Below are 21,244 nucleotides of genomic sequence, written 5' to 3' on the forward strand. Positions count from 1 at the left end.
ATGGAAAACAACACACTCGAAGAATTAGTCAGGAGATATTTAAAGGTAAAAGAAACAATAAAGGAATTAAACAGAGAGAAAAAGGAATTAGAAGAAATGATCGTAGAATTTGTAGAGCATATGGATATAGATAACATTATAGTGGATGGGGTTATGGTAGAATTTGCTAGAAAAACAAAAATCCAAATAAAATAAAACTTTTTTCTATCTTTATTTCTCAAGGGGGAGGAGAGAGTATGGAAAAGTTCTTTAAGCTGAAAGAAAGTGGCAGTTCTGTCAGAACCGAGATTATTGCAGGTATTACTACATTTTTAACTATGGCTTACATCATATTCGTAAACCCAAACATCTTGATCAACGTTATTCCCGGTGCAACTCCTGATAGTCCTCTTTACGCACAGTTCTTTGGTGCATTCATGGTCGCAACTATATTGGGCGCCGCAACTGCAACGTTAATTATGGGACTTTGGGCAAATTATCCATTTGCACTTGCACCTGGAATGGGGCTTAATGCATACTTTGCATTCACTGTTTGTGGAAAACTTGGAATTGACTGGAGAGTTGCACTTGCTGCAGTATTTGTAGAAGGTATATTGTTCATTTTACTTGCAGTTAGCGGTGTTAGAGGATTTGTAGTTAAAGCAATTCCAAATTCAATTAAACTTGCAACAAGTGCTGGTATAGGACTTTTCATAGCATTTATAGGACTCAAAAGTGCTGGTATCGTAGTTGCTGATGGTGTGACTTACGTAACACTTGGTGATTTAACTTCTCCAACTGCTTTAGTAACAATAATTGGATTTTTTATTATAGCTATTTTGTTTGCACTTAGAGTTCCTGGTTCAATTTTAATAGGTATTCTAGCATCAACATTTATAGGGATGATACCTGCTTTTAATGTAACAAACTTTCAAGGAGTAGTTGGAAAAATACCAGATATCTCACCTACATTTTTCAAATTATTTGAAAAGTTCTCATGGGCTGATCTTGTAAGCGGAACATTCTGGATAGTCGTATTTACTTTCTTCTTTGTTGACTTTTTCGATACTCTTGGAACATTAACAGGACTTGCCGAAAGTGCAGGATTTATTAAAAATGGTGAATTTCCAAGGGCAAATAGAGCCTACCTTTCTGACGCAGTTGGAACAACTGTAGGTGCATTATTTGGAACTTCTACAGTTACCACATATATCGAAAGTAGTACAGGTATAGCAGAAGGCGGAAGAACTGGACTCACTGCAGTAGTTGTTGCAATTTTAATGCTTTTAATGCTGTTTTTTGCACCTCTTGGAATGAGCATTCCAGCTGCAGCTACCGCACCTGCTCTTATATTTGTTGGTGCGTTAATGCTTAAAGGTCTCAAAGGTGTTAACTGGGATGATATAACAGAAGCACTACCTGCCTTCATCACAATGATAATAATGCCTCTTACATATTCAATTGCAAATGGTATAGCACTCGGTTTAATTGTCTATCCAATCGTAAAAACATTCAGCGGTAAAACCAAAGATGTTCACTGGCTCAATTGGATTCTTGCATTCTTGTTTGTACTATACTTAATTTATTTAAGAGGATAAATATATCAATAGCAAAATAAAAAGCAGCCGCATGTGCGGCTGCTTTTGTTGTATTTTTTAATACCAATTATTTAACACTTATGGTTCTGAACACATCTTCTCCACTTACATTTACAATTTCAGAAGCATTTTCAGTAAACATTAACAAATCCAAATCTTCAGTTTCGTCTGGTAATTCTACATTCTTATACACTTTTATTAGATATTCTCCATCTTTCCACTTTCCAAGATTAAATTTTCCATACTTGTTAGTCATCGTAATTCTTAATACAGTTGATTCATCAGTAGGCATTAAAGCTACTATAGACGATTTTAAAGGATTTCCTGATTCAAGAACTTCACCCTTTATAAAATACAACTTTCCTCTTCTAAATGTTGGTTTTAACACTGGATTTAAAATATATACATTTGATGATCCTTTCTGATGTAGAGAACGTGCTAAATCAAAATCAAGTACTAATTCCCCACCACTTAGAATGTTTAATGCAGATTTAATTACTTTAACATCTTTATTTTTAACTTCTACAGGGTATTCTTCTCCTCCAACTGTTACAGTAGCTTCTTCAATTGTTAGTCTTAACTGAGTTAATGACGCATTTTCAGGAAGTTCAATATTAAGCCATGAAACTTCTGTCCCTGCAAGACTTAATATATCTATCGTAGTTGCAACATTAGTAGGTGTTGCCCATTCTCCTTCCTCATCACCTACTGCGTAATGATATGTAAAGGAAGAAATATCAACTGTCAATTTTTCAATATCTGAAACTGGTCTATCTGTTAAAAGTACCGAAACTGTCGTAGTCTTTTCAAACAAGTTTAAACAACCAAAAAATGCAAATAAAATAATAAATAAACTTGAAATAACTAATATTTTTCTCATAATCCACACCTCCCTTTTAGGTAGTAATTCATTTCAAATAATATTTTACCATAATTTTATTCATTTTTTGATTATATTCTGATAAAAAAACTCCGAAGCTAGCTAGCTTCGGAGTCTTAATTTTTGGCTTTTATTCTTTTACTATATTTTCAAGATATTCAATAATTTCTTCTTTCGTATTCAGTGGTGTAGCCTCAAACAATGTATTTGACCAATCCGAAATTACTGCTTCCCACATATTATCAGTCATTTCTTTATAATTATTTAGTAGTTGTTTTGCATTATATTTAAGATCATTTTCAACTAATTTATAATGTGCGATAAATCTTGCATAGCTTTCATATACCATTGCATAACTAGGTGGGTTATTTATTATTCCTTCAATTTTTCCTTTAATACTAATTATCGAATCCGTATTTAACCCCAATTTTTGAAGTTCTGATAAAAATTCATTTAAATACTTTACGGATATTGAAGGCCAAATAGTATCTTTTGCCGTATCATACCAACTTATGTAATTCTTTCCAATTAAAGTTTTCATATACGTTGCCTCAAGTGATAGATAGTTATAGTTTAAAAATCCTTCTTTTATTTTATCAACTGTATCTTTAAACTTATTTACTATAACCTTTATTGCCTGTGGATGAACATTTTTTGACAAAAGTACATCTTCTATTTGCCTGCTATAAGATTCCTTTAAACTTTCCATTTGATTTTCAAAACTTTTAACATATTTTGCAACATCTTTTCTTGCTATTTCATACGATTCCTTATACTCATTCTTTATTTTCTCAAGCGTATATATAAATTGTCCATTTTTGTAATATTCAAATGCAGTTGCATGGATAAAATCTATAACACCATTTGGAACACCCCAAATGCCTTTTAAAGACATATATTTTGCTGCTTTTATTTCCATCTTTGAAAGCCAATCTAAAAATTCAACTACTGATGGAATTGTAGGTGGTTGCAATTTAAATACCATACCAGCAAAAAATCTGTATATATCTTGACCTCTTGATGCTTTTGAAATATTTGGATTTTTCCAATCTGGGAATCTATTCCAACCCCCCGGCATATTAACTATCGTTTTTTTGGAATAATTAACATATCCATCAAAAGTCTTAATAATCAGATCTTTAATATATTCATAATATTCTGAATCTTTTGGTAGATACGAAAGTAATTCTTTAAAGAGATTGTGTAAACTATGGTACCTCATAGCAATTGCTTTGTAGGTATTTCTTTCATTAAATGCAAGAAGTGATGTTTCATAAATACCAATAGAATCTATTAATGCTTGAGCTGTAGCAAAATCAAATTTATCTAAGATTTCCATGTGTTGTTTAATAAACGGAGTAAGTTTTGAAAGCCATTTGTACTTATATTGCTCTGCAATTATCTTTTGATAATCATCGTACTCTTGATTAAATATCTTCTCATAACTAGTCTTTATATTATTTTTCATCTCTTGCACTCTAAAGTCTTGAACACAAAGAGTTGCAAGATAAAAATATGATTTACCATATGTATGTTCTACACTTACACTTTTCAATAACTTCTCTTTTGCAGTATCATAATATTGTTTTGCCATTTTTGGAAGCTTTACTTTTTGCTCTTTCAATTGTTGAATCTGTGAAAGTATCTGATTCCTTACGTTATTTATTGCTGCTATTCTTTGGTTTTCAATTTCAATTTCATTGTTCGGTAAATTCTTGCTTTCATACTCTTTTTTCTTAAGCTCTTTCCAAATTTCAGGTTTTAATTGTGAAAATTCTCCTCTAAAATTGTTTAAATCATTAAGCCTGCCTTCAAGTTGATTGATATATGCATCAATTTTAGGATACTCCTCCATTATTTTTGCATATGTAAGGTATGCTGTATTACCATTTTTAAAATTGACTTCAGAAATAAATCTGTTCCATCTTAAATAAGTTGTTGTATAAACTAACAAAACAACAAGTACTGCAACAACAACAGCTGAGATACCCTTTATTTGCTTATACTCCTTTTTAGTAAAGTATGGACCAATAGCAACACTTGCAAAGAAAGTGGCCGCAAGAGCATTCGGTAAAAGATGCCCTGGAAAACTAAAGAAACTTTGAATTGCAAATCCAACTATAGATATTGAAAGTGATAAAAATAGTAGTAAATCATCCCTGTCTTCTATTTTTTTTGGTATAGTAAAAAAGTAATAGACTAGGATAATTAAAAGGGCTATTAGCAATGAAAAACCAACTATCCCAGTTTCACCTAACACTTGAAAATAATCATTGTGGGCTCTTTTAAAGTTATTCCATCCATAATAAAGTTCTGGGTGTTTTTCAAGGTATTCCCCCATTTTTGATATTGATAAAAGTTGATAAGTTGCTATTCCGCTTCCAAAAATTTTGTGATCTTCCCAAAGTTCTAGAGATGTAAACCATGACAAAAATCTTTCATCTTTACTTGAAACTGAGCTCATAGCAGAAAATCTGCTTGTCATACTTACTTTACCACCATTTGTTAAAGGATTATCAGTATTAAAAACAATCACTATAATAGTAGAAAGGACAATTAAACTTACAAATAGATATCTTGTAATAGCTCTTACCTTCTTTGGAATTTCTTCATTGATCTTTTTGTCTTTTCTCCATATAAAGTACATTAAGACATAAAGTGATGTCATTATTATTATTGCAAGATACTCAGACCTTGTCTGTGATACTATAACTGCTACAAATCCTATTGTAAATGAAATAAACGCAAAAATTTTCAACAAAGCTACTTGCCAGAATTTCTTAAAAGATATGTCATTTGAAAGAATAAAATACAAAGCAATTGGAAGAAGCATATCAATGTAATTTGCAGTAAATATAACATTACCAACTGTTGATTTTATTGCTGCCCTTGAAAATGCTTCACCAACATTACCTAAAAACATAGAATATCCGCCATAAAAATTTAAAAGTGCATCAATTGAAATGACAAAGCCGGTAATCATAAATGTTAGCAAGAACATGTGAATTCTCTTTTTTTCTTTATACTCACTGCTTATAAAAATTGCAAGTAACGCATTAAAAACAACATACAATGCTATATCTATAGATCTTCTAAAATAAAAAGGATTATCTCTTAAAACATTGAAAGATGAGATCACAGAAGATATGGAAAATAAAAACCATACAATATGTGCAGGTGTTATATAAAAACTTATCTTTTTTTCTTTAATCCATTTAAATGCAAGATAAGTAAACATTATTGACATAAAAAGTGTCAATATTGCATACTTTGGAACACTAAATTCATATGTGTATTTTGGACTTGCAAACAATGCTACTAACACTATCGCTATTTGAAATAATATGTCTTTGAACAACAAAGATACCCCTCCCTTTACTACTTTATTTTTCATATCAAATTATATCACTAATTTGATATAATTTCATTAATACAAGGAGGTGGATCAATGAAAAAGTTAATTTTATTATTTCTTGGAGTTGGTCTTACATTATTTTCTAATGTTCCAATCGTTAAAATAAATATTACTGCTCCAAGTTATATAGAAATTATTAATGCAACTATTTATGATTCCATTATAGAAAGTGGGAAATTCAAACTTTATTTGCAAGAAGAACTTAAAAAATTGTATCAAGAGCTCAGACTTCAAGATTTACTATCAAACAAAAATTTTATATTAAAAGAAAGCAAACAACCAATTATAAACTTTGATGTTGTAATAAAAAATTTGCAAATAAAAGAAGAAAAAACAAAAAAAGACTATATTGTAAACAATGAATCTGGAGACTATATACGAGTAGGTGAAAAATACATTAAAGTTCAAAAGGGAATCTACTACTCATATGATGTAAATACCTCAAGATATATTCCTTCAAAAGAGGGGTATTACATAAAAGGATACGATGGAAAATTCTATACCTTCAATAATTTTTACACAAAATTTTCTCATGAAGAGATAGTATATAAAGTTAGTGGAAAAGTATCTTACAATCTTTTTGGATATGCAAACGGTTCTTTTAGTTTTTCAAAAGAAATTAAAAAAAGATGGTATGAATGGAATGAAACGCTTTTAAAGCCTTTAAAAAAAGAAAATAGTCAAATAGAAATTTTGAAGTATATTGCATCAGTAATAAAATCAAAGCTACTTGAAAATATCAAAAATTCATACAGAGTAGAAGGAATAATCTATGATTTAAAAAAGGGCAGAGTAATATTGAACATAGGAAAAAATGATGGGGTATTACCTGGAACAGTATTTACAATAGCAGAAAATAAAGGCCAAATAGTTATAAGAAATGTTGAAAACAATTATTCAGAAGCAGAATTTTATTACCTAAAAAAACATTCAAAAATAGAAATTGGAGATCAAGTAGTTGAAGATAGTAAAAATATATTCATTCCTATATCACTGGGCATATACTACACAAGTAATGGTTTGAAATTTTCTTTAGGTCTAAGACAAAGAGATGTTTACAATGATAAAAAGGCATTTTTAGTTGTAGATTACTTGCCAAATACTCAAAATTACATAATTACACTTGGATATAACATATTCGATTTTTATGAACTAAAAACTTACCTTCTACTATCAAATGATTTTTCAATAGGAGGTATGATAAAGTACGATTTATTTGATCTGATGTTTAATTATTCATTACAAAACAGGGCATTTAATTTTGGTGGTGGTTTTTCATGGTAAAAAAAGTAGTAATCTTAATTTTAATACTGTCACTATCACTATTTTCAAAAGTCATAATTATTAACAAAAGTGGATTTAAGCTAGACATAAATAGTGATTTATTCGACAAAAGTAATGATTTTGTAGTAATAAATGTTTTTTCAGTTGAAAAAGAATTGGTGCAAAGCAAAAAAGTAGAATTTTATTCTGATAGATACGGAAATTACATTTATTACAATGGAGACTATTATTACACCAGCAACCATCAAAGATATACATATAACCCTAAATACGATAGATTCATAGTAGATAATAAATATGGACAATACGTATATGCAAGCCATTTCTACTGGGCCAGGAACGAAAAGCAAAAATATATAAAAAGTAGTTTTTATAAAAAAATAGAAAAAACAATAAAAGAAGAATATTACTATATTTCAGGTTATATACTAGAAATAAGTTACCAAAATTTATTTTTAGAATCATTTACTCCTTTTGTTTTCAAAGTAAAATCATTAAGTGATATAAATCAACAACTAATGAATTTAAACAAAAAACTAAACAAATTCTACCCAGATAAAATAGATATTGTCGTAGATTTTGACGAAAAAATTCCTGATAAACTAAAAGCGTTTGTTTTAGGAAAACTTCAAGAAGATAATAGATACAATATATATGATAGAAAATATCTATATTACATATTTGACGAACTAAGACTGAGAGATCTTATAGGTAAAAAAATAGAGCTAAAATTTAGAGTTCCTGAATACATAATATCCGTTAAAAATATTAGCAACTACCAGGATAATATAACTCAAGATGAAATATTATTTTTTAGGAACGATATGAATGGACAATACTTGTCAAATGGATACAAGGTTGAAGTTGGTAAATATTATTCTTTTGACGGTAAAAATTACATACCGGACAGAGAAAATGGAAATTATGTAAAGATCTTAAACTTTATATGGAAAAAGGACAGATACACTACATTTTCCAATTTTTACGACGTTGTATCTATCGATAAATTAAAATATACGAATATATATTTCTCAATACTCTTTAACGTTATAGAAACAAAAACAGCAAGAGTAATTTATTCTAAATATCTAGAAAAAAGTTTGCACTTTCCAGAAATAAGAATACTTGATAGATTTAAAAGTTATAAAACAGAAAGTAAAATAGACAACTTACTTAATTTATACAAAAGCTTCTCTTCTGACATTAAAAATCTTCTAAAAAAAGCTTTTCCGCTTTCTTCAATGGTAAAAAAAGTAGAAAAATTAAAAGTTGAACTCTACGATGGAGAAAACATTGGAATAAAATGCGGACAAGTATTTAGGATTTCAGATGACCACTGGACTGAAGGTTATTTAAAAATTACTAATGTTTTTGGCACAAACTCAAGTGGAGATATTTTCTATCTTCTTGATGAAAAGATTGAAAAATTTTCTCTTGCTTCTGAAGCATTTAAATATCCCTTAAGAGTTGGAATCAGCACAATGATAGGTTTATCAAACTTTGAAGATTATTATCTTCTTTTTAATATTAGAAACCTTAATATTAAAGGAAACGACAATTTTTCAGTTGGATTTGGAATTTTCAGTGATTATTACACATTTGAAATTTCAAAGAAGTTTTGGATTTTCGATACCATTTTACGTTTATATTCTAAAGAAGAATTATTTGAATTTTTGCCAGCTTTAAGAATAAATACCGCAAAAAAATATTCTTTGTTTTCAAATGAAATTTTTGGATTTTTCCTAGATATTTCTCAAAAAGGATTTTCATCAGGTATTGTATTTGGATTTTAATATTTTTTTTAAGAATTAATTTATGATATAATATCAGTTAAAAAGGAGGTGAAAAATCTATAATCAACGTTATATCCTATAATATTATTCTTAAATTAAATCTAAGGGGGCGGAAAAATGAAAAAATTGGGTATACTTTTAATGATCTTTAGTCTAGTTTCCTTGTTTTTTGCTGTCACAGTTTCAGAAAAAACTGGAATAGTAATACTTCCTGCAAAAGTTGGAAATGGTTGGAATATGGATGAAGCAGACTTTCTCATATCAATTCTAGAACAAAAAGCTTTAGAACTTGGAAGATTTAGAGTATTCTCCCGTAATGATTTAGACATGATAGTTAAAGAAAGAAACCTTGGAGATCTAGGACTTGTTGAGCAAACATTTGAAGCTGGAAAAATTTTGGGGGCAAGATATGCAATTTTACTAACACTCACAGAACTTACATCAAATTATGAAAAAAATGGCTATACAGCAAGTTTAAGACTTTCTTTAAAATTATACGATCTTAAAAACGGAGAGCTTCTTGCTTCAACACCATTTGCAAAAGAAACTTACGTTGAAGAAGAAACTCCCCAGAAAGCTATTAATTCTGTACTTATGTCTGCTGCCGACGATATCTGGTTATCACTAAGAGAATATTTCAAATTAGAAGCATATGTTTCAAAAATTGAGGGAAACAAAATTTACCTTGCAGGACTCGATCCAAAAATTGCAAAAAAAGGTTTTATATTCAAATTAGAAACTTCTACTGGAGAAGTTGGGTACGCTGAGGTAATAGGAATTGACAGAAATAATAATCTTGTAATTGCAAAATTTAAGTATGGAGTTATGCCTTCAGTCTACGATCCTGCAATAGAATATCCTGTATCTTCAATGTTTGGTGGAATAAGTGCTGGATTATACTCTGGCAAAATTGCACTTGGAATTGTGGGATGGCAAAATAATTTATACGTTGAAAGTGGGATAGTTCTTTCATCATTTGTAGGGTATATACCAGGTTATGTAACAACGGGAGGGAAATTTGATCTTATTGAAGCAGGACAAATTTCTGCAGGAGTTCATGGTGGCTTGCAAATTTTAGCTATTTACAACACAAATAATGATAGTAATGATTCATTTTTACCAATATTTGGTTTAAATGCAGGTATACAAATTAAATACGAATTTGAACCTAAATCTGGGATTATTGCAATTGCTGGGTACTCTATGCTCTTTCCAGACGATATAAGTCGAAGCATTTATGATGTTCTATTTGAGATAAATACAACTTCATTCTTACAAATTGGTGTAGGATACTTTATGTCATTCTGATTAGGGGTGAACAAATGAAAAAAATACTTATTGTATTTCTCTTTCTTCTACTCTTCTTTTTATTTTCTTGTGATAATAACTCTACAACTAGTGAATCTAAAACATCAACAAACAATGTAGTTATTCCATACGGATTCATTGGAGCAGTAGGAGAAGGATATGGAAAAACAGATGTTGAATCAGAAGAAATTGCTAAAAAAAATGCTTTAAGAAAAATTGCAGAACAGATTTATGTGGAAATAAAAAGCGATTCTACCTTAAGAGAAAACCTAACACAAATTATTGAAAATAAACAAGTAAAAGAAAAAGCTGAAACAAAGCTTGAAAATATAGTTAACACAACAACTAATATAGAAATAGTTGGTGTTGATTTTACTTTAATCGATAAAAGATTAATCAATGGTCAATACTATACAAAAGTGTTAGGTCTTCTTGACAAAGAAACTGCGTTATTTGCATATAGAACATACTTTGCCGTCAAGATAGGGCAATCGTTGCTCGAAAGCAAGATGATATATTCAGCTCAAAAAGTTGCTTTAGAATATGAGAAACTTATTTCAGAAAATAAAGATAAACTTCCAGCTAACAAGGTTTCAGAGCTTATTTCAACTGTTTCCAAAATCAAAAAAAGCTGGAATGATATACTTTCACTTTACAATGATTTAGAAAATAAAGATATTAAAACCGTAGAAGATGCTTTAAAGTTATTAGAATCAATTGACAAAATAAGTTCTCAATGTATCGATTTCCCAAAAGATAAAATTGAAAATCTAAAAGAAAAGGCTAAAACATTTGTCAAAAATATAAAAATTACTTTAAATGGCCCAAAATCAGTCTCAGTTGGTCAAAGAATAGATATCTTTGTGGAGCTTTCTCCAAAAATAAAAGGAAATTATACATTTAACGTAAAAGCTAAAAACGCAGAATTTCCTGAATTTGTAACCATAAAAGATGGAAAAGGTACTTTAAGTGGTATAGTAAAAGATAAAGATATTTTAGTTGAGGTAGCACTTGGAAATCTCATTTTTGAAAGATACTCTCCAGGAACCAGCGAAGGTGCTGGCGTTTCTTCTCAAGAAGTAGGAGAGATAATTAGAATCTCATCACAAGGTGTAGCAGCCCAAAGAAACGAAGCAATTGAAGAAGCATTAACACTAGCTGTAAAAAAAGCAATAGGAATTGTATTTTCTCAAGATGTTAACTTATTACTATCCATTCCAGTCGATAAAGATTTAGTTAATGCACTTTTTGGGGTCTTAAAATATGAAATTGTAAATGAAAAGTATGAAAATGAAACATATAATATTGTTATCAATGTAAGTTTCAACAGAGATGAATTTAAGGATTTAGTTACCAAGATTATAAGTCAAAAACCAGTTGGATATGCAGTAATAGTTGTAAATAATGATCAATATGGATATATCGAACCAATTCTCGAAAATAAACTCTTAGAATCTGGCATAAACTTAGTATCAAAAGAATATTCAAGAAAACTTGCACAATACTCAGATCCAAATATTCTCTCAAAACTTGCAATCCTTAGTGCTGCAAAATATGTAATAAATATTAAAGTAAATTATGGTGAAGCTTACTCCAGTGAATATAAAATATGGTCAATGAGATTATTCTTAAACGTTCAAATAATAAATACATTGACAGGACAAATAGTAAAAAGCGAAAACTTTGAAGATGTTGCAGCAGGTGCTACAAAAGAAGCCGCTTTATCAAAAATCCTAAATTCTGAAAAATTTTCTGATTTTATAGACAAGTTAGTTGAGGAGCTTAAAAGGCCTTACTCATCGACAGAAAAATCTAATGTAGTAAGAAAAATAAATCTAAAATTTTATTTTGAAAGATCAACATACCTATTAATTATGAAAGATTATTTGTCAGAAAAGTTTGGAAAAGTAGAATTAATCGAAAAAGAGGAAAATTATGGAATATTATCACTAAATACAAATTTAAAAAATGAAGAAATTATAAGTATAGTAACCTCATTTAGAAATTTAAACATAAAAGTACTAAAAGTATCCTCCAACCAAATAGAATTCAAAATTAATTAAAAATTATTCCCACCTTACCAACAAAGTAAGGTAAGGTGGGGTTTCCTCCAAATGGCTCCCACATTAATCCTTCTACTCAAATGTTTTCCCAGAACTTGAAAAAATTGTTTCTTAATTTTTTATCTATTTTTTACCATTGTACAATTAATTTTATTTATCAATTTAAAGGAGGTGAGTAGTATGAAAAAGCTTTTGTTTATTGTCTTAGTCATAAGTTTAACAGTATCAGTTTTTCCATTCTTTCTAGGAGTAACTGGTGGAAAAGAACTAGGTGGTAAAAATAGATACATTTTAGGTGCTGAATTAGGATTTTATCAAAATTTACTAGGACTTTCAGTAAACGTATTTTACCCTCTTCCAGGTTCAGAAATTGACACATTTAAAAATGTTAATCTTTCAGAAATTCAACTAGTCGAAATTGATCCATATCTGTTGCTTGTTCTAAATATACTTACCACAAAGCTTTACGTTGGTGCAGCTCCCATATTAATTGCCAATGTTGGAAGTGGTGAAGTCGGACTTTATTCTCAAGAAGTATTCCATGCAAAAGTAGGAATAAAATCTGGAACAGGCATTGCATTTTCTTTAGAGGCAATAACTACTTTTAACACACAATTTTTAAGCACGGGGATATACACGGTAAACTTTGGAATAGGACTTGCATTTTAAAAATTTAAAAGGAGGTGAGTATAATGAAAAAAACTTTATTAATAATATCCATTTCTGTATCACTTTTAATAATATTATTTAGTTGTACAAATATTCCAACACTTCCACAAATCATACCTGCTGATCCAGAGGGTGTAACCAAGCCTGATCCAGCTTTGTATAATGATTTACAAGTCTATATTTCAAGCGATAAAAACCCATTTTTAGTTCCATTATCAATACCTGACTATGTAAGAGTTAAGATCAGTGTTCCTGAGCTGTCGAATTTAACCGAAGAAAATTTAAAAGTTTTTGAAGATGGCAAAGCACAAGGATTTTTAGTTTTCAAAGAGTCAGAAACACGAAGTAATGTAGATATAATGATTGTACTTGATACAACAGGTAGTATGGGGCCTGCTATTGAAGGAGTGAAAAGTAGTATAAAAAACTTTATTGATACATTGGAAGCTAGCGGTCTTAATGTTAAAGTTGGAATAGTACCATACGATGATGCAGCGCCTGCAAAAGATATAACTCTCACAAAACCATGGCAAGATTTAACTGATCTAAACACTGCAAGAAATTTTGTAGATGAAATACCTAATGATGGTGCGGGTGGAGATGATCTTCCTGAAAATCCATATGCTGGAATAATGTATGCATGGAATAATGCTTCCTGGAGATCTTCTTCTCAGAAAATTATAATATTAATTACTGATGCATCTGCACACTATAAATCAGAAATAAATCCAGGTAATGCCGCAGGTGAGACATTATATGATAAAAATGAAGTAATCTCAGCAATTCAAGGATATGTTACCGTTCATGGTGCATTTGTACCTGTTTGGTATAGCGAATCAACGACAGACTATACATCCCCAGATGATCCTAGAGAAATAGTTCAAAAAACAGGTGGTATAATAAAATATACTGATTCTTCTGGAAATGTTGATTTAACAAGTCTTGGAATATTAGAATATGTTCAATCGAGTTGGATAATTGCATTTGAAAGTGACTCACCAAGTGCAACCCACACAATTGAAGTTTTCATTGAAAAGGACGGAAGAAAGGGCTACAGTAAATTAGAAGATATTTCTTATTAAATTAAGTAAATATAAAATAAAAAGGAATGGCTTTTGCCATTCCTTTTTTTACTAATATATTGAAAAGTTTTATTTTTAAAATCTAATCTATATCTGGAAGTTTTCTTTCTGGGAAACTTTTTTCAAATAATAAAGCAATGGAAAATAATTTACTTTCCTCAAATTCACGCGCCGAAAAAGTAAGGCCAAATGGGCCTTTTTCAGTATAACCTGCCGGAACAACAATTGACGGATACTGCGCTTTTGCTGTAAGGTGTGCTCCATAATTTGCTGGAAATAACAATGCATCAAGATCAGTTTCATCAAATATTCTATCTATCTCACCTTTTGCATACTTTCTATCATTTAAAAGATATTCTATGTACTTACCATCTTTAATATTAGTTGCATCTGAATGAAGCAAGATATTCTGCCCATAGGGTATAGCATCTCTATTTTCAAAATTATACTTTATAATATCACTCAACGTTTTAACCTTTAAATTTTTATCTTTTAGATAATTGTTAATCCCCAATTTAAACTCATAATATAAAACTTCTATGTTATTTATTTTGTCAAGATTTTTAAATTCTACTTTTTTAACCTTTCCACCCAATTTTTCAATTCTTTTTAAATTTTCTAAAAATATATCTACCATCTCTTTATCGAGCCATCCAAATATTTGATCTGTATAGCCAAATTTCATACCATGTAAATCGTGAATGATTTCTATTTTACTATCAAAAGAAGAATTTTCAATTGAGTATGTTGCAGGATCTTGATGGTCATATCCAAAGATCACTTTAAATAATTCAAAAGCATCTTCTACCGTTCTCGTTATTGGTCCTGCAGTATCCTGTGTGAATGAAATTGGTATAATACCTGTCCTACTTACTGCACCTACAGTTGGCTTTAAACCAACACAAGAATTCATGCTAGAAGGCGAAAGAATAGAGCCCGAAGTTTCAGTTCCTATCGAAAGGAGCGCTAAATCTGCAGCTATCGCAACTGCTGAGCCAGAACTTGAACCACCTGTGTCAAAATCTCCATACGGATTTCTAGTCTGCCCTCCCAATCTACTATACCCATTTGGCATTTTAAAAGATACAAAATTTGCAAATTCGGTTAAATTTGCCTTGCCTATAATTACACATCCTGCCTCTCTTAGCTTTTTAACTATAAAAGCATCGGAATTTGCAAAATTTCCTTCCAAAGCTTTAGCACCAGCTGTAGTTTGCATTTTATCATTAGTATCAATATTTCCTTTGATGACAATAGGAATTCCATGCAAATTGCTTCTTTTTATACCGTTTCTTCGCTCTCTATCTAAAGCTCTTGCAATAAAAAGGGCATCAGGATTAATTTCAAGAATTGCGTTTAAATGAATTTTTGAAATACGTTCAAGATAAAACTCCACCAATCTTTCAGAAGTTATCTTACCCTCATCGTACAAATCATTAAATTTCTTAACAGTTAAATTTTTCAAAATATCATCCTTTCACAGAACCTGCAGAAAGACCGGCAATAATCTTTTTTTGGAAAATCAAAACTAGAATAACCAGCGGAGTAGTTACAATTACAGCAGCAGCCATTATTTGCCCCCAAGGAATTTCATATTGTGAGGCTCCCTTAAAAAGGGCAATCGCTACAGGAACAGTGTACTTTTCAGGACGTTGCATAAACGTTAAAGCAAATAAAAACTCATTCCATGCTGAAATAAAGGTCAACAATCCAGTTGCAACAAGTCCAGGAGCCGCCATAGGAAGAACTATTGACCATAGTGTTCTTAATCTTGAACATCCATCAATAGCTGCTGATTCTTCAACTTCTTTTGGTAACTCCCTAAAGAAATTTTGCAAAATCCATGTTGTTAATGGCAAAGTAATAGCTATATACGGTAATATCAAACCAGGATATGTATTTATTAAATGCATTTTTCTCAAAAGGACAAATAGGGAACCCAATATGGAAACCTGAGGAAACATGCTAACAGCCAATATCAAAGACATTACTATTACTTTACCTTTAAATCTTAACCTTGCAATAGCGTACGCTGCAAGAGAACCTATCAAAAGCGAGGCAAGTGTTGTAACACCAGCAACAATTACACTGTTTAAAATATTAATATGAAAAGGTCTTTCAGTAAATACTTTAATATAATTTTCAAAGGTTATTCTTTTAGGAAACAAAGAAGGATAAACTTCAAACAAATCCTTATCAGGTTTTAAAGATGATATTATTGCCCAATAAAAAGGAAAAATACACCATATCAAAATGATAGCAACCAAGAAATACAATATAAATCTATAAATTATCTTTTTTGCCTGCATTTTTTTCACACTCCTTAATCAAACTGGAGCTTTAAAGATTTAATATAAATAATTGCAAAAATTGAGATTAATAGAAAAATTATAACTGACAATGAAGAACCATACCCAAATGAAGCACTTGTAAATGCTCTATCCATCAACAATACTCTATTGTAAACTGACAAAGTTTCTGTACCTACACTTCCACGAGTCATAACATAAACAACATCAAACACTCTTAACGCATCCAATGTTCTAAAAATTAAAGCAACAGCTATGGTAGGAGCTAGCTGTGGCAATGTAATTTTAAAAAATCTTTGAATCATATTGGCCCCATCAATTTTTGCTGCTTCATACAACTGCTCTGGAATCAATTGCAAACCAGCCAATATTAAAAGAGCCATAAATGGAGTTGTTTTCCAAACATCTACTTGTATAATAGCCCAAAGTGCTAAATTAGGCCTTCCAAGAATTGGAGTTCCAGGTTCTATTATATGAAGTGCTTCATAAAATCTGGACATAATCCCAAATTGATCATTAAACATCCATCTCCACATCTGAGAAGATATTGCTGTAGGAATTGCCCACGGAATAAGCATAGCAGCCCTTACAGCCCCACGAAATTTAAAATCCTGATTAACTATCAAGGCAATCATTAAACCCAAAATTGTTTCTAGTGCAACTGAAACGAGAGTAAAAATTATTGTAGTTTTTAGTGCATCCCAAAATCTATAATCATTGAAAAGCCTTATATAATTACCAAATCCAACAAATTGCCTAGGAAATCTTGGATTTAGACTAAATGAATAAAAACTATCATAGAATGTTTTAAAAAGTGGAAAAAATGCAATTACTGAGATAACTAATATAGCTGGCAAAATCATCCAAAAAGCAATTAAAGGCTCCTTCTTCTGCATAATCTCACCTCTTTATAAATTGTGGGGGGAAAGCCCCCCACAAATTTATTTTCCAAGCAACATTTTTAGCTCTTTTTCCAATCTTGAAATTGCTTGTTCAGGTGTTAATTCCCTGGTTAATGCAGCATGTACATATCTTTGGATAGCATCGGAAACTTCTGCATAACTTGCTGTTCTTGGTCTTGGAAGTGCATTAATAAATACATCAAACAATTCAACCATAAATGGATTAGCTTCTTTTAATTCTGGTTTGTCATAAACTTCTTTTCTTGTTGGATTTTGGCCTGCATTTACTGCCTTATAAAGTTGTTGCTCTGAGCTTGTTAAGAACTTTATAAGTTTTTTAGCTGCTTCCTTTTCTTTTGGAGAAGAATATACATTTATTCCAAGATTCCATCCACCCAATGTTGCTGCATGTTTTCCATCTGGACCAGGTCCCTTTGGAAGTGGAGCAATTCCAACCTTACCTTTAATTGGTGAATCATCACTATTAGCAAGTGACCATGCATATGGCCAATTTCTCATAAATACTGCATTTCCTGTCTGGAATATTCTTCTTGCATCTTCTTCCATATACGTTGTAACACCTTCAGGCGAAATTTTATACTTGTAAATTAAATCAACCATGAATTTTAATGCGTCAACAGCTTTTGGGTTATTAATAATTACATTACCATTTTCATCTAAAACATCTGTTCCAAATGACCAGACATATTCCATAAAATCACAAACAAGTCCCTCATATCTTGCACCTTGCCAGACAAATCCTTCAATACCTTCTGCCTTGGAAATCTTTTGCGCCATTTCTACAAGTTCATCCCATGTTTGAGGTGGATGATCATATCCATACTTTTCTAATAAATCCTTTCTGTAATACAATAGTCCTGCATCAGTAAACCAAGGCACCGCAACAATTTTTCCATCAACGGTAACAGATTTTACAGTTCCTGGTAAAAATTTATCAAGTTCAAAATAATTATAGTCATCTGTTAGGTCTTCTAAAAATGGAGCAAATTCTGGTGGCCAAATTACATCTAACATTAAAACATCTGGATCGCTTTCACCAGCAGCCAAATAAGTAACGTACAAATCATGCCTTTCTGTAGAAGAATCAGGCATTGGAATTACCGTAACAACAATGTCAGGATTTTGCTTCATAAACTCTTTTAATTGTGCATACAAAACTTCTAGTTCCTTTCCTACACCTCCAGAAGTCATAGTAATAGTGGTAATTGAAAATGATAAAGCAAAAACTAAAAGTAAAGAAAATAAAACAAATAACCTCTTCATACTTACACCTCCTTATTAGAAATAAATCATAAATATTTTTTCGATTTTCGAACTTATAATATCATATTGCATACATCTTTCTAAACCATTAATAAAACAAAATATTTGCAAATAACATCAAATAATAGCCTCTAATTTAAATTATTTTACCAAAACGAAAAATGAAAAAGTTTACATTTCAACACACATATTTTTTCAAAAGCAAGCAAAATATCTTTTTATTACAGGTATAACTTAACTAACTGAAATTTTCTAATTATTTTCTTTGATTAATCACTTTTGTTTTCTTTTGTAATGTGATATAATTTTTTCGAAATTCGAATTAAAGGAGGAGAAAGTATGAGAGTAAAACTTCCCGTAAGGAAAATCAGTGATTACAATACAGTGGCAAAAGAAGAGGTTGAAGAGTTGATAGAACTTTCAAAAGAATTAAAAGGTCTTAAAGTTGTCCACGTAAATGCCACTTCATATGGAGGCGGAGTTGCAGAATTACTCTATACTTTAGTTCCATTAATGAATGATCTAGGTTTAAATGCATCTTGGGAAGTTTTAGAAGCACCAAATGAATTTTTTAATGTTACAAAAAAATTTCATAATGCTTTTCAAGGAGCCGATATTGATATTTCAGATAATGAATTTGAACTCTTTGAAAAGGTTAATAAAGATAATGCAGAAAAGTTAAATTTGGATGCCGACATTGTTATAATTCATGATCCTCAACCGTTCTTTATACCTTTATTTAAAGATGGAAAGTACATATGGAGATGTCATATTGATACTTCAAATCCAAATTTTAATGTTTGGAATAAAATTAGTTTCAAAGCAGCAGATAAATACTCAAAAGCTTTATTTCACTTAAATGAATATGTTCAAGAACCGTTTAAACAAATAGCTGTTGAATTTCCACCAAGTATAGATCCGTTAAGTGATAAAAACAAGCAACTTTCAAAAAAAGTAATTGAAGAAATTGCTTTAAAGTATAATATTGACCTAAATAGACCTATTATTACAGTGGTTGCAAGGTTTGATCCATGGAAAGATTTAAAAAGCGCTATTGATGTATATAGAATTTTAAAAGAAAAAGTTGACATACAATTACTTATTGTTTCAGCCATGGCTAAAGACGATCCCGAAGGATGGATATTATTCGAAGATATATTAAGATATGCTGGCACTGATCCTGATATTCACTTTTTAACTGATCTAAAGGGCGTTGGACATATAGAAGTTAATGCTTTCCAGACTATATCAACAGTTGGATTGCACACTGCAACAAAAGAAGGGTTTGGGCTTGTAATATCTGAAATGCTCTGGAAACAAAATCCTGTGGTAGCAAGACCAGTAGGCGGCGTAAAAGTACAAGTAATAGATGGATTTAACGGTTTTTTAAGAAATGATATAAAAGAACTTGCCGATGCAATATATGAAATAATAACAAATGAAAGTCTAAGGAGACAATTAGGCAAAAACGCTAGAAAAGTAGTTAAAGAGAAATTTTTAACTACTTCACATCTAAAAAGGTATTTAAAAGTTATAAAGGAGGTCATCAGTTGAAATTAAATAATTCAAAAAAAATACTTTTAAACCTACTCTTTAAAAACGAAGCCTACAGAAATCAACTGCAAAAATCTTTAAAAGTTACTCCTTCTACCCTTTCGTATATATTAGATAATCTAAAAAAGAAAGGGTATATTACTGTATTAAAAAGCGAAAGTGAAACTGTAGGAAGACCTAAACATATAATCAAGATGGATAAGGATTTTTGGAAAAGTATTGGAATTAGAATCGGTAGAGAAAGTGTAAATTTGACTGTTTTTAATGGATACTTTGAGGAAGAAGAGAAAATATCAATAAAGTTAACTAAAAATGATATTGGAAATGAAAATATATCAAAAATTATAGAGAAAATTATCAAAAAAGTATCATTTTTAGATAAAATAAAGGCTATCGGAATTGCTCTTTCAGGAAATATAGATAAAGACAAAGCAAACTCTAAGATCTTAAAACTCGAAAACTTTAATCCACTCTATATAATTAAAAAATTACTTCCTAATACAGCTGTAAGTCTACTTAACGATGTTGAAGCAATCGCAACTGAAGAATTTGTAAAGCACGGCGGAAAAAAGATACTGGTAGTAAATTATGGAACAGGAATTGGTGCATGCTTTTATGAATCACATGGAATATACGAAAAAAGTGAAAGAAAAATAATCGAACTTGGGCATTTCTATGCAGGAACAAATGAAAAGTGTTATTGTGGAGCAACTGGCTGCCTTGAAACCATTGCTTCTGATTATGCAAATCTTAAAAGATATAAATTTTCAAACTTAAAAATTGAAGATTTCATACTAAATGAGGAGTTATACAACAATGACTTAGACGAACTTAGAAATTTGCACAAGATATATGAAAAAAAGGCCAAAGAAATTTACAATGAATCCTTCAAATACCTTGCTATTTTTCTTACCAATATTTTTAAGCTTTTCAACCCTGAAAAAATAATTCTTTCTGGTGAAGGTGTAACAAAATGGTTTTCAAATGAGCTTGAAAGAAAAATTAATTCCATTTCTACTTTTCCAGTATCTTTAACGTACAGAGGGCTTAAAAACAATATAGAATTTGGTGCAGCGGTAGATGCTTTAAGAGAATATATCTTAAAATCTAATCTTTAAAAAAAT

Annotated in this window: 16 protein-coding genes; 10 read left to right on the plus strand and 6 right to left on the minus strand. The window is 30.4% G+C overall.

Translation table 11 applies throughout. The features are described from left to right. Entirely contained in the window at window positions 1-195 is a 195-nt protein-coding gene (locus tag EO083_RS03610) for a hypothetical protein (RefSeq protein ID WP_004100515.1), read from the plus strand. 41 nt (window positions 196-236) lie between these two features. Next, complete coding sequence (locus EO083_RS03615) at window positions 237-1,577, plus strand: NCS2 family permease (protein WP_126992829.1); 1,341 nt, start codon at window positions 237-239, stop codon at window positions 1,575-1,577. Window positions 1,578-1,644: 67 nt separating this feature from the next. Here the strand turns inward: EO083_RS03615 and EO083_RS03620 are convergent, their stop codons facing one another. Both EO083_RS03620 and EO083_RS03625 read right to left on the minus strand, forming a co-directional pair. Beyond that, entirely contained in the window at window positions 1,645-2,457 is an 813-nt protein-coding gene (locus tag EO083_RS03620) for a DUF4382 domain-containing protein (RefSeq protein WP_126992830.1), read from the minus strand. Window positions 2,458-2,587: 130 nt separating this feature from the next. Beyond that, window positions 2,588-5,818, minus strand: coding sequence for an O-antigen ligase family protein (locus EO083_RS03625; RefSeq protein ID WP_126992831.1), 3,231 nt, complete (start codon window positions 5,816-5,818; stop codon window positions 2,588-2,590). Window positions 5,819-5,905: 87 nt separating this feature from the next. Here EO083_RS03625 and EO083_RS03630 point away from each other — a divergent pair, with 87 nt between their 5' ends. The 6 genes from EO083_RS03630 to EO083_RS03655 all read left to right on the plus strand — a co-directional run bounded on the left by EO083_RS03630 (window position 5,906) and on the right by EO083_RS03655 (window position 14,071). Next, on the plus strand, window positions 5,906-7,156 hold the full coding sequence (locus tag EO083_RS03630; protein ID WP_126992832.1) for a hypothetical protein: 1,251 nt from the start codon (window positions 5,906-5,908) through the stop codon (window positions 7,154-7,156). Continuing rightward, window positions 7,150-8,949: a hypothetical protein gene (locus EO083_RS03635; RefSeq protein ID WP_126992833.1), complete on the plus strand. Its 1,800-nt coding sequence runs from the start codon at window positions 7,150-7,152 to the stop codon at window positions 8,947-8,949. The genes EO083_RS03630 and EO083_RS03635 overlap by 7 nt, the downstream gene beginning before the upstream one ends. Window positions 8,950-9,066: 117 nt before the next feature. Next, the gene (locus tag EO083_RS03640) at window positions 9,067-10,257 is read left to right on the plus strand and encodes a CsgG/HfaB family protein (RefSeq protein ID WP_126992834.1); all 1,191 of its coding nucleotides are present in this window, start codon (window positions 9,067-9,069) and stop codon (window positions 10,255-10,257) included. A 14-nt stretch (window positions 10,258-10,271) separates the two neighbouring features. Further along, a complete protein-coding gene (locus EO083_RS03645; protein ID WP_126992835.1) occupies window positions 10,272-12,320 on the plus strand; it encodes an LPP20 family lipoprotein in 2,049 nt (682 codons plus the stop codon). Between the two features lie 180 nt (window positions 12,321-12,500). Beyond that, the gene (locus EO083_RS03650) at window positions 12,501-12,989 is read left to right on the plus strand and encodes a hypothetical protein (protein WP_126992836.1); all 489 of its coding nucleotides are present in this window, start codon (window positions 12,501-12,503) and stop codon (window positions 12,987-12,989) included. 23 nt (window positions 12,990-13,012) lie between these two features. Then, window positions 13,013-14,071 carry a VWA domain-containing protein gene (locus EO083_RS03655; RefSeq protein WP_126992837.1) on the plus strand — a complete coding sequence of 353 codons (1,059 nt, stop codon included), beginning with the start codon at window positions 13,013-13,015 and terminating at the stop codon, window positions 14,069-14,071. 82 nt (window positions 14,072-14,153) lie between these two features. On the opposite strand, the gene EO083_RS03660 is transcribed toward EO083_RS03655, so the two are convergent. The 4 genes from EO083_RS03660 to EO083_RS03675 are packed head-to-tail and all read right to left on the minus strand — an operon-like array spanning window position 14,154 to window position 18,566. Beyond that, window positions 14,154-15,536, minus strand: coding sequence for an amidase family protein (locus tag EO083_RS03660; RefSeq protein WP_126992838.1), 1,383 nt, complete (start codon window positions 15,534-15,536; stop codon window positions 14,154-14,156). A gap of 4 nt (window positions 15,537-15,540) precedes the next feature. Next, window positions 15,541-16,380, minus strand: a complete 840-nt coding sequence (locus EO083_RS03665; RefSeq protein WP_126992839.1) for a carbohydrate ABC transporter permease — start codon at window positions 16,378-16,380, stop codon at window positions 15,541-15,543. A 14-nt stretch (window positions 16,381-16,394) separates the two neighbouring features. Next, window positions 16,395-17,276, minus strand: coding sequence for a carbohydrate ABC transporter permease (locus EO083_RS03670; protein ID WP_126992840.1), 882 nt, complete (start codon window positions 17,274-17,276; stop codon window positions 16,395-16,397). A 45-nt stretch (window positions 17,277-17,321) separates the two neighbouring features. Further along, entirely contained in the window at window positions 17,322-18,566 is a 1,245-nt protein-coding gene (locus EO083_RS03675; protein WP_126992841.1) for an ABC transporter substrate-binding protein, read from the minus strand. 339 nt (window positions 18,567-18,905) lie between these two features. Here EO083_RS03675 and EO083_RS03680 point away from each other — a divergent pair, with 339 nt between their 5' ends. Continuing rightward, on the plus strand, window positions 18,906-20,120 hold the full coding sequence (locus EO083_RS03680) for a glycosyltransferase (protein WP_126992842.1): 1,215 nt from the start codon (window positions 18,906-18,908) through the stop codon (window positions 20,118-20,120). After that, on the plus strand, window positions 20,117-21,238 hold the full coding sequence (locus tag EO083_RS03685; protein ID WP_126992843.1) for an ROK family transcriptional regulator: 1,122 nt from the start codon (window positions 20,117-20,119) through the stop codon (window positions 21,236-21,238). Before EO083_RS03680 ends, EO083_RS03685 begins: the two co-directional genes overlap by 4 nt. Window positions 21,239-21,244: the final 6 nt, after the last annotated feature.

It is taken from the genome of Thermosipho globiformans (assembly GCF_003990895.1).
GTDB classification, from domain to species: domain Bacteria; phylum Thermotogota; class Thermotogae; order Thermotogales; family Fervidobacteriaceae; genus Thermosipho; species Thermosipho japonicus.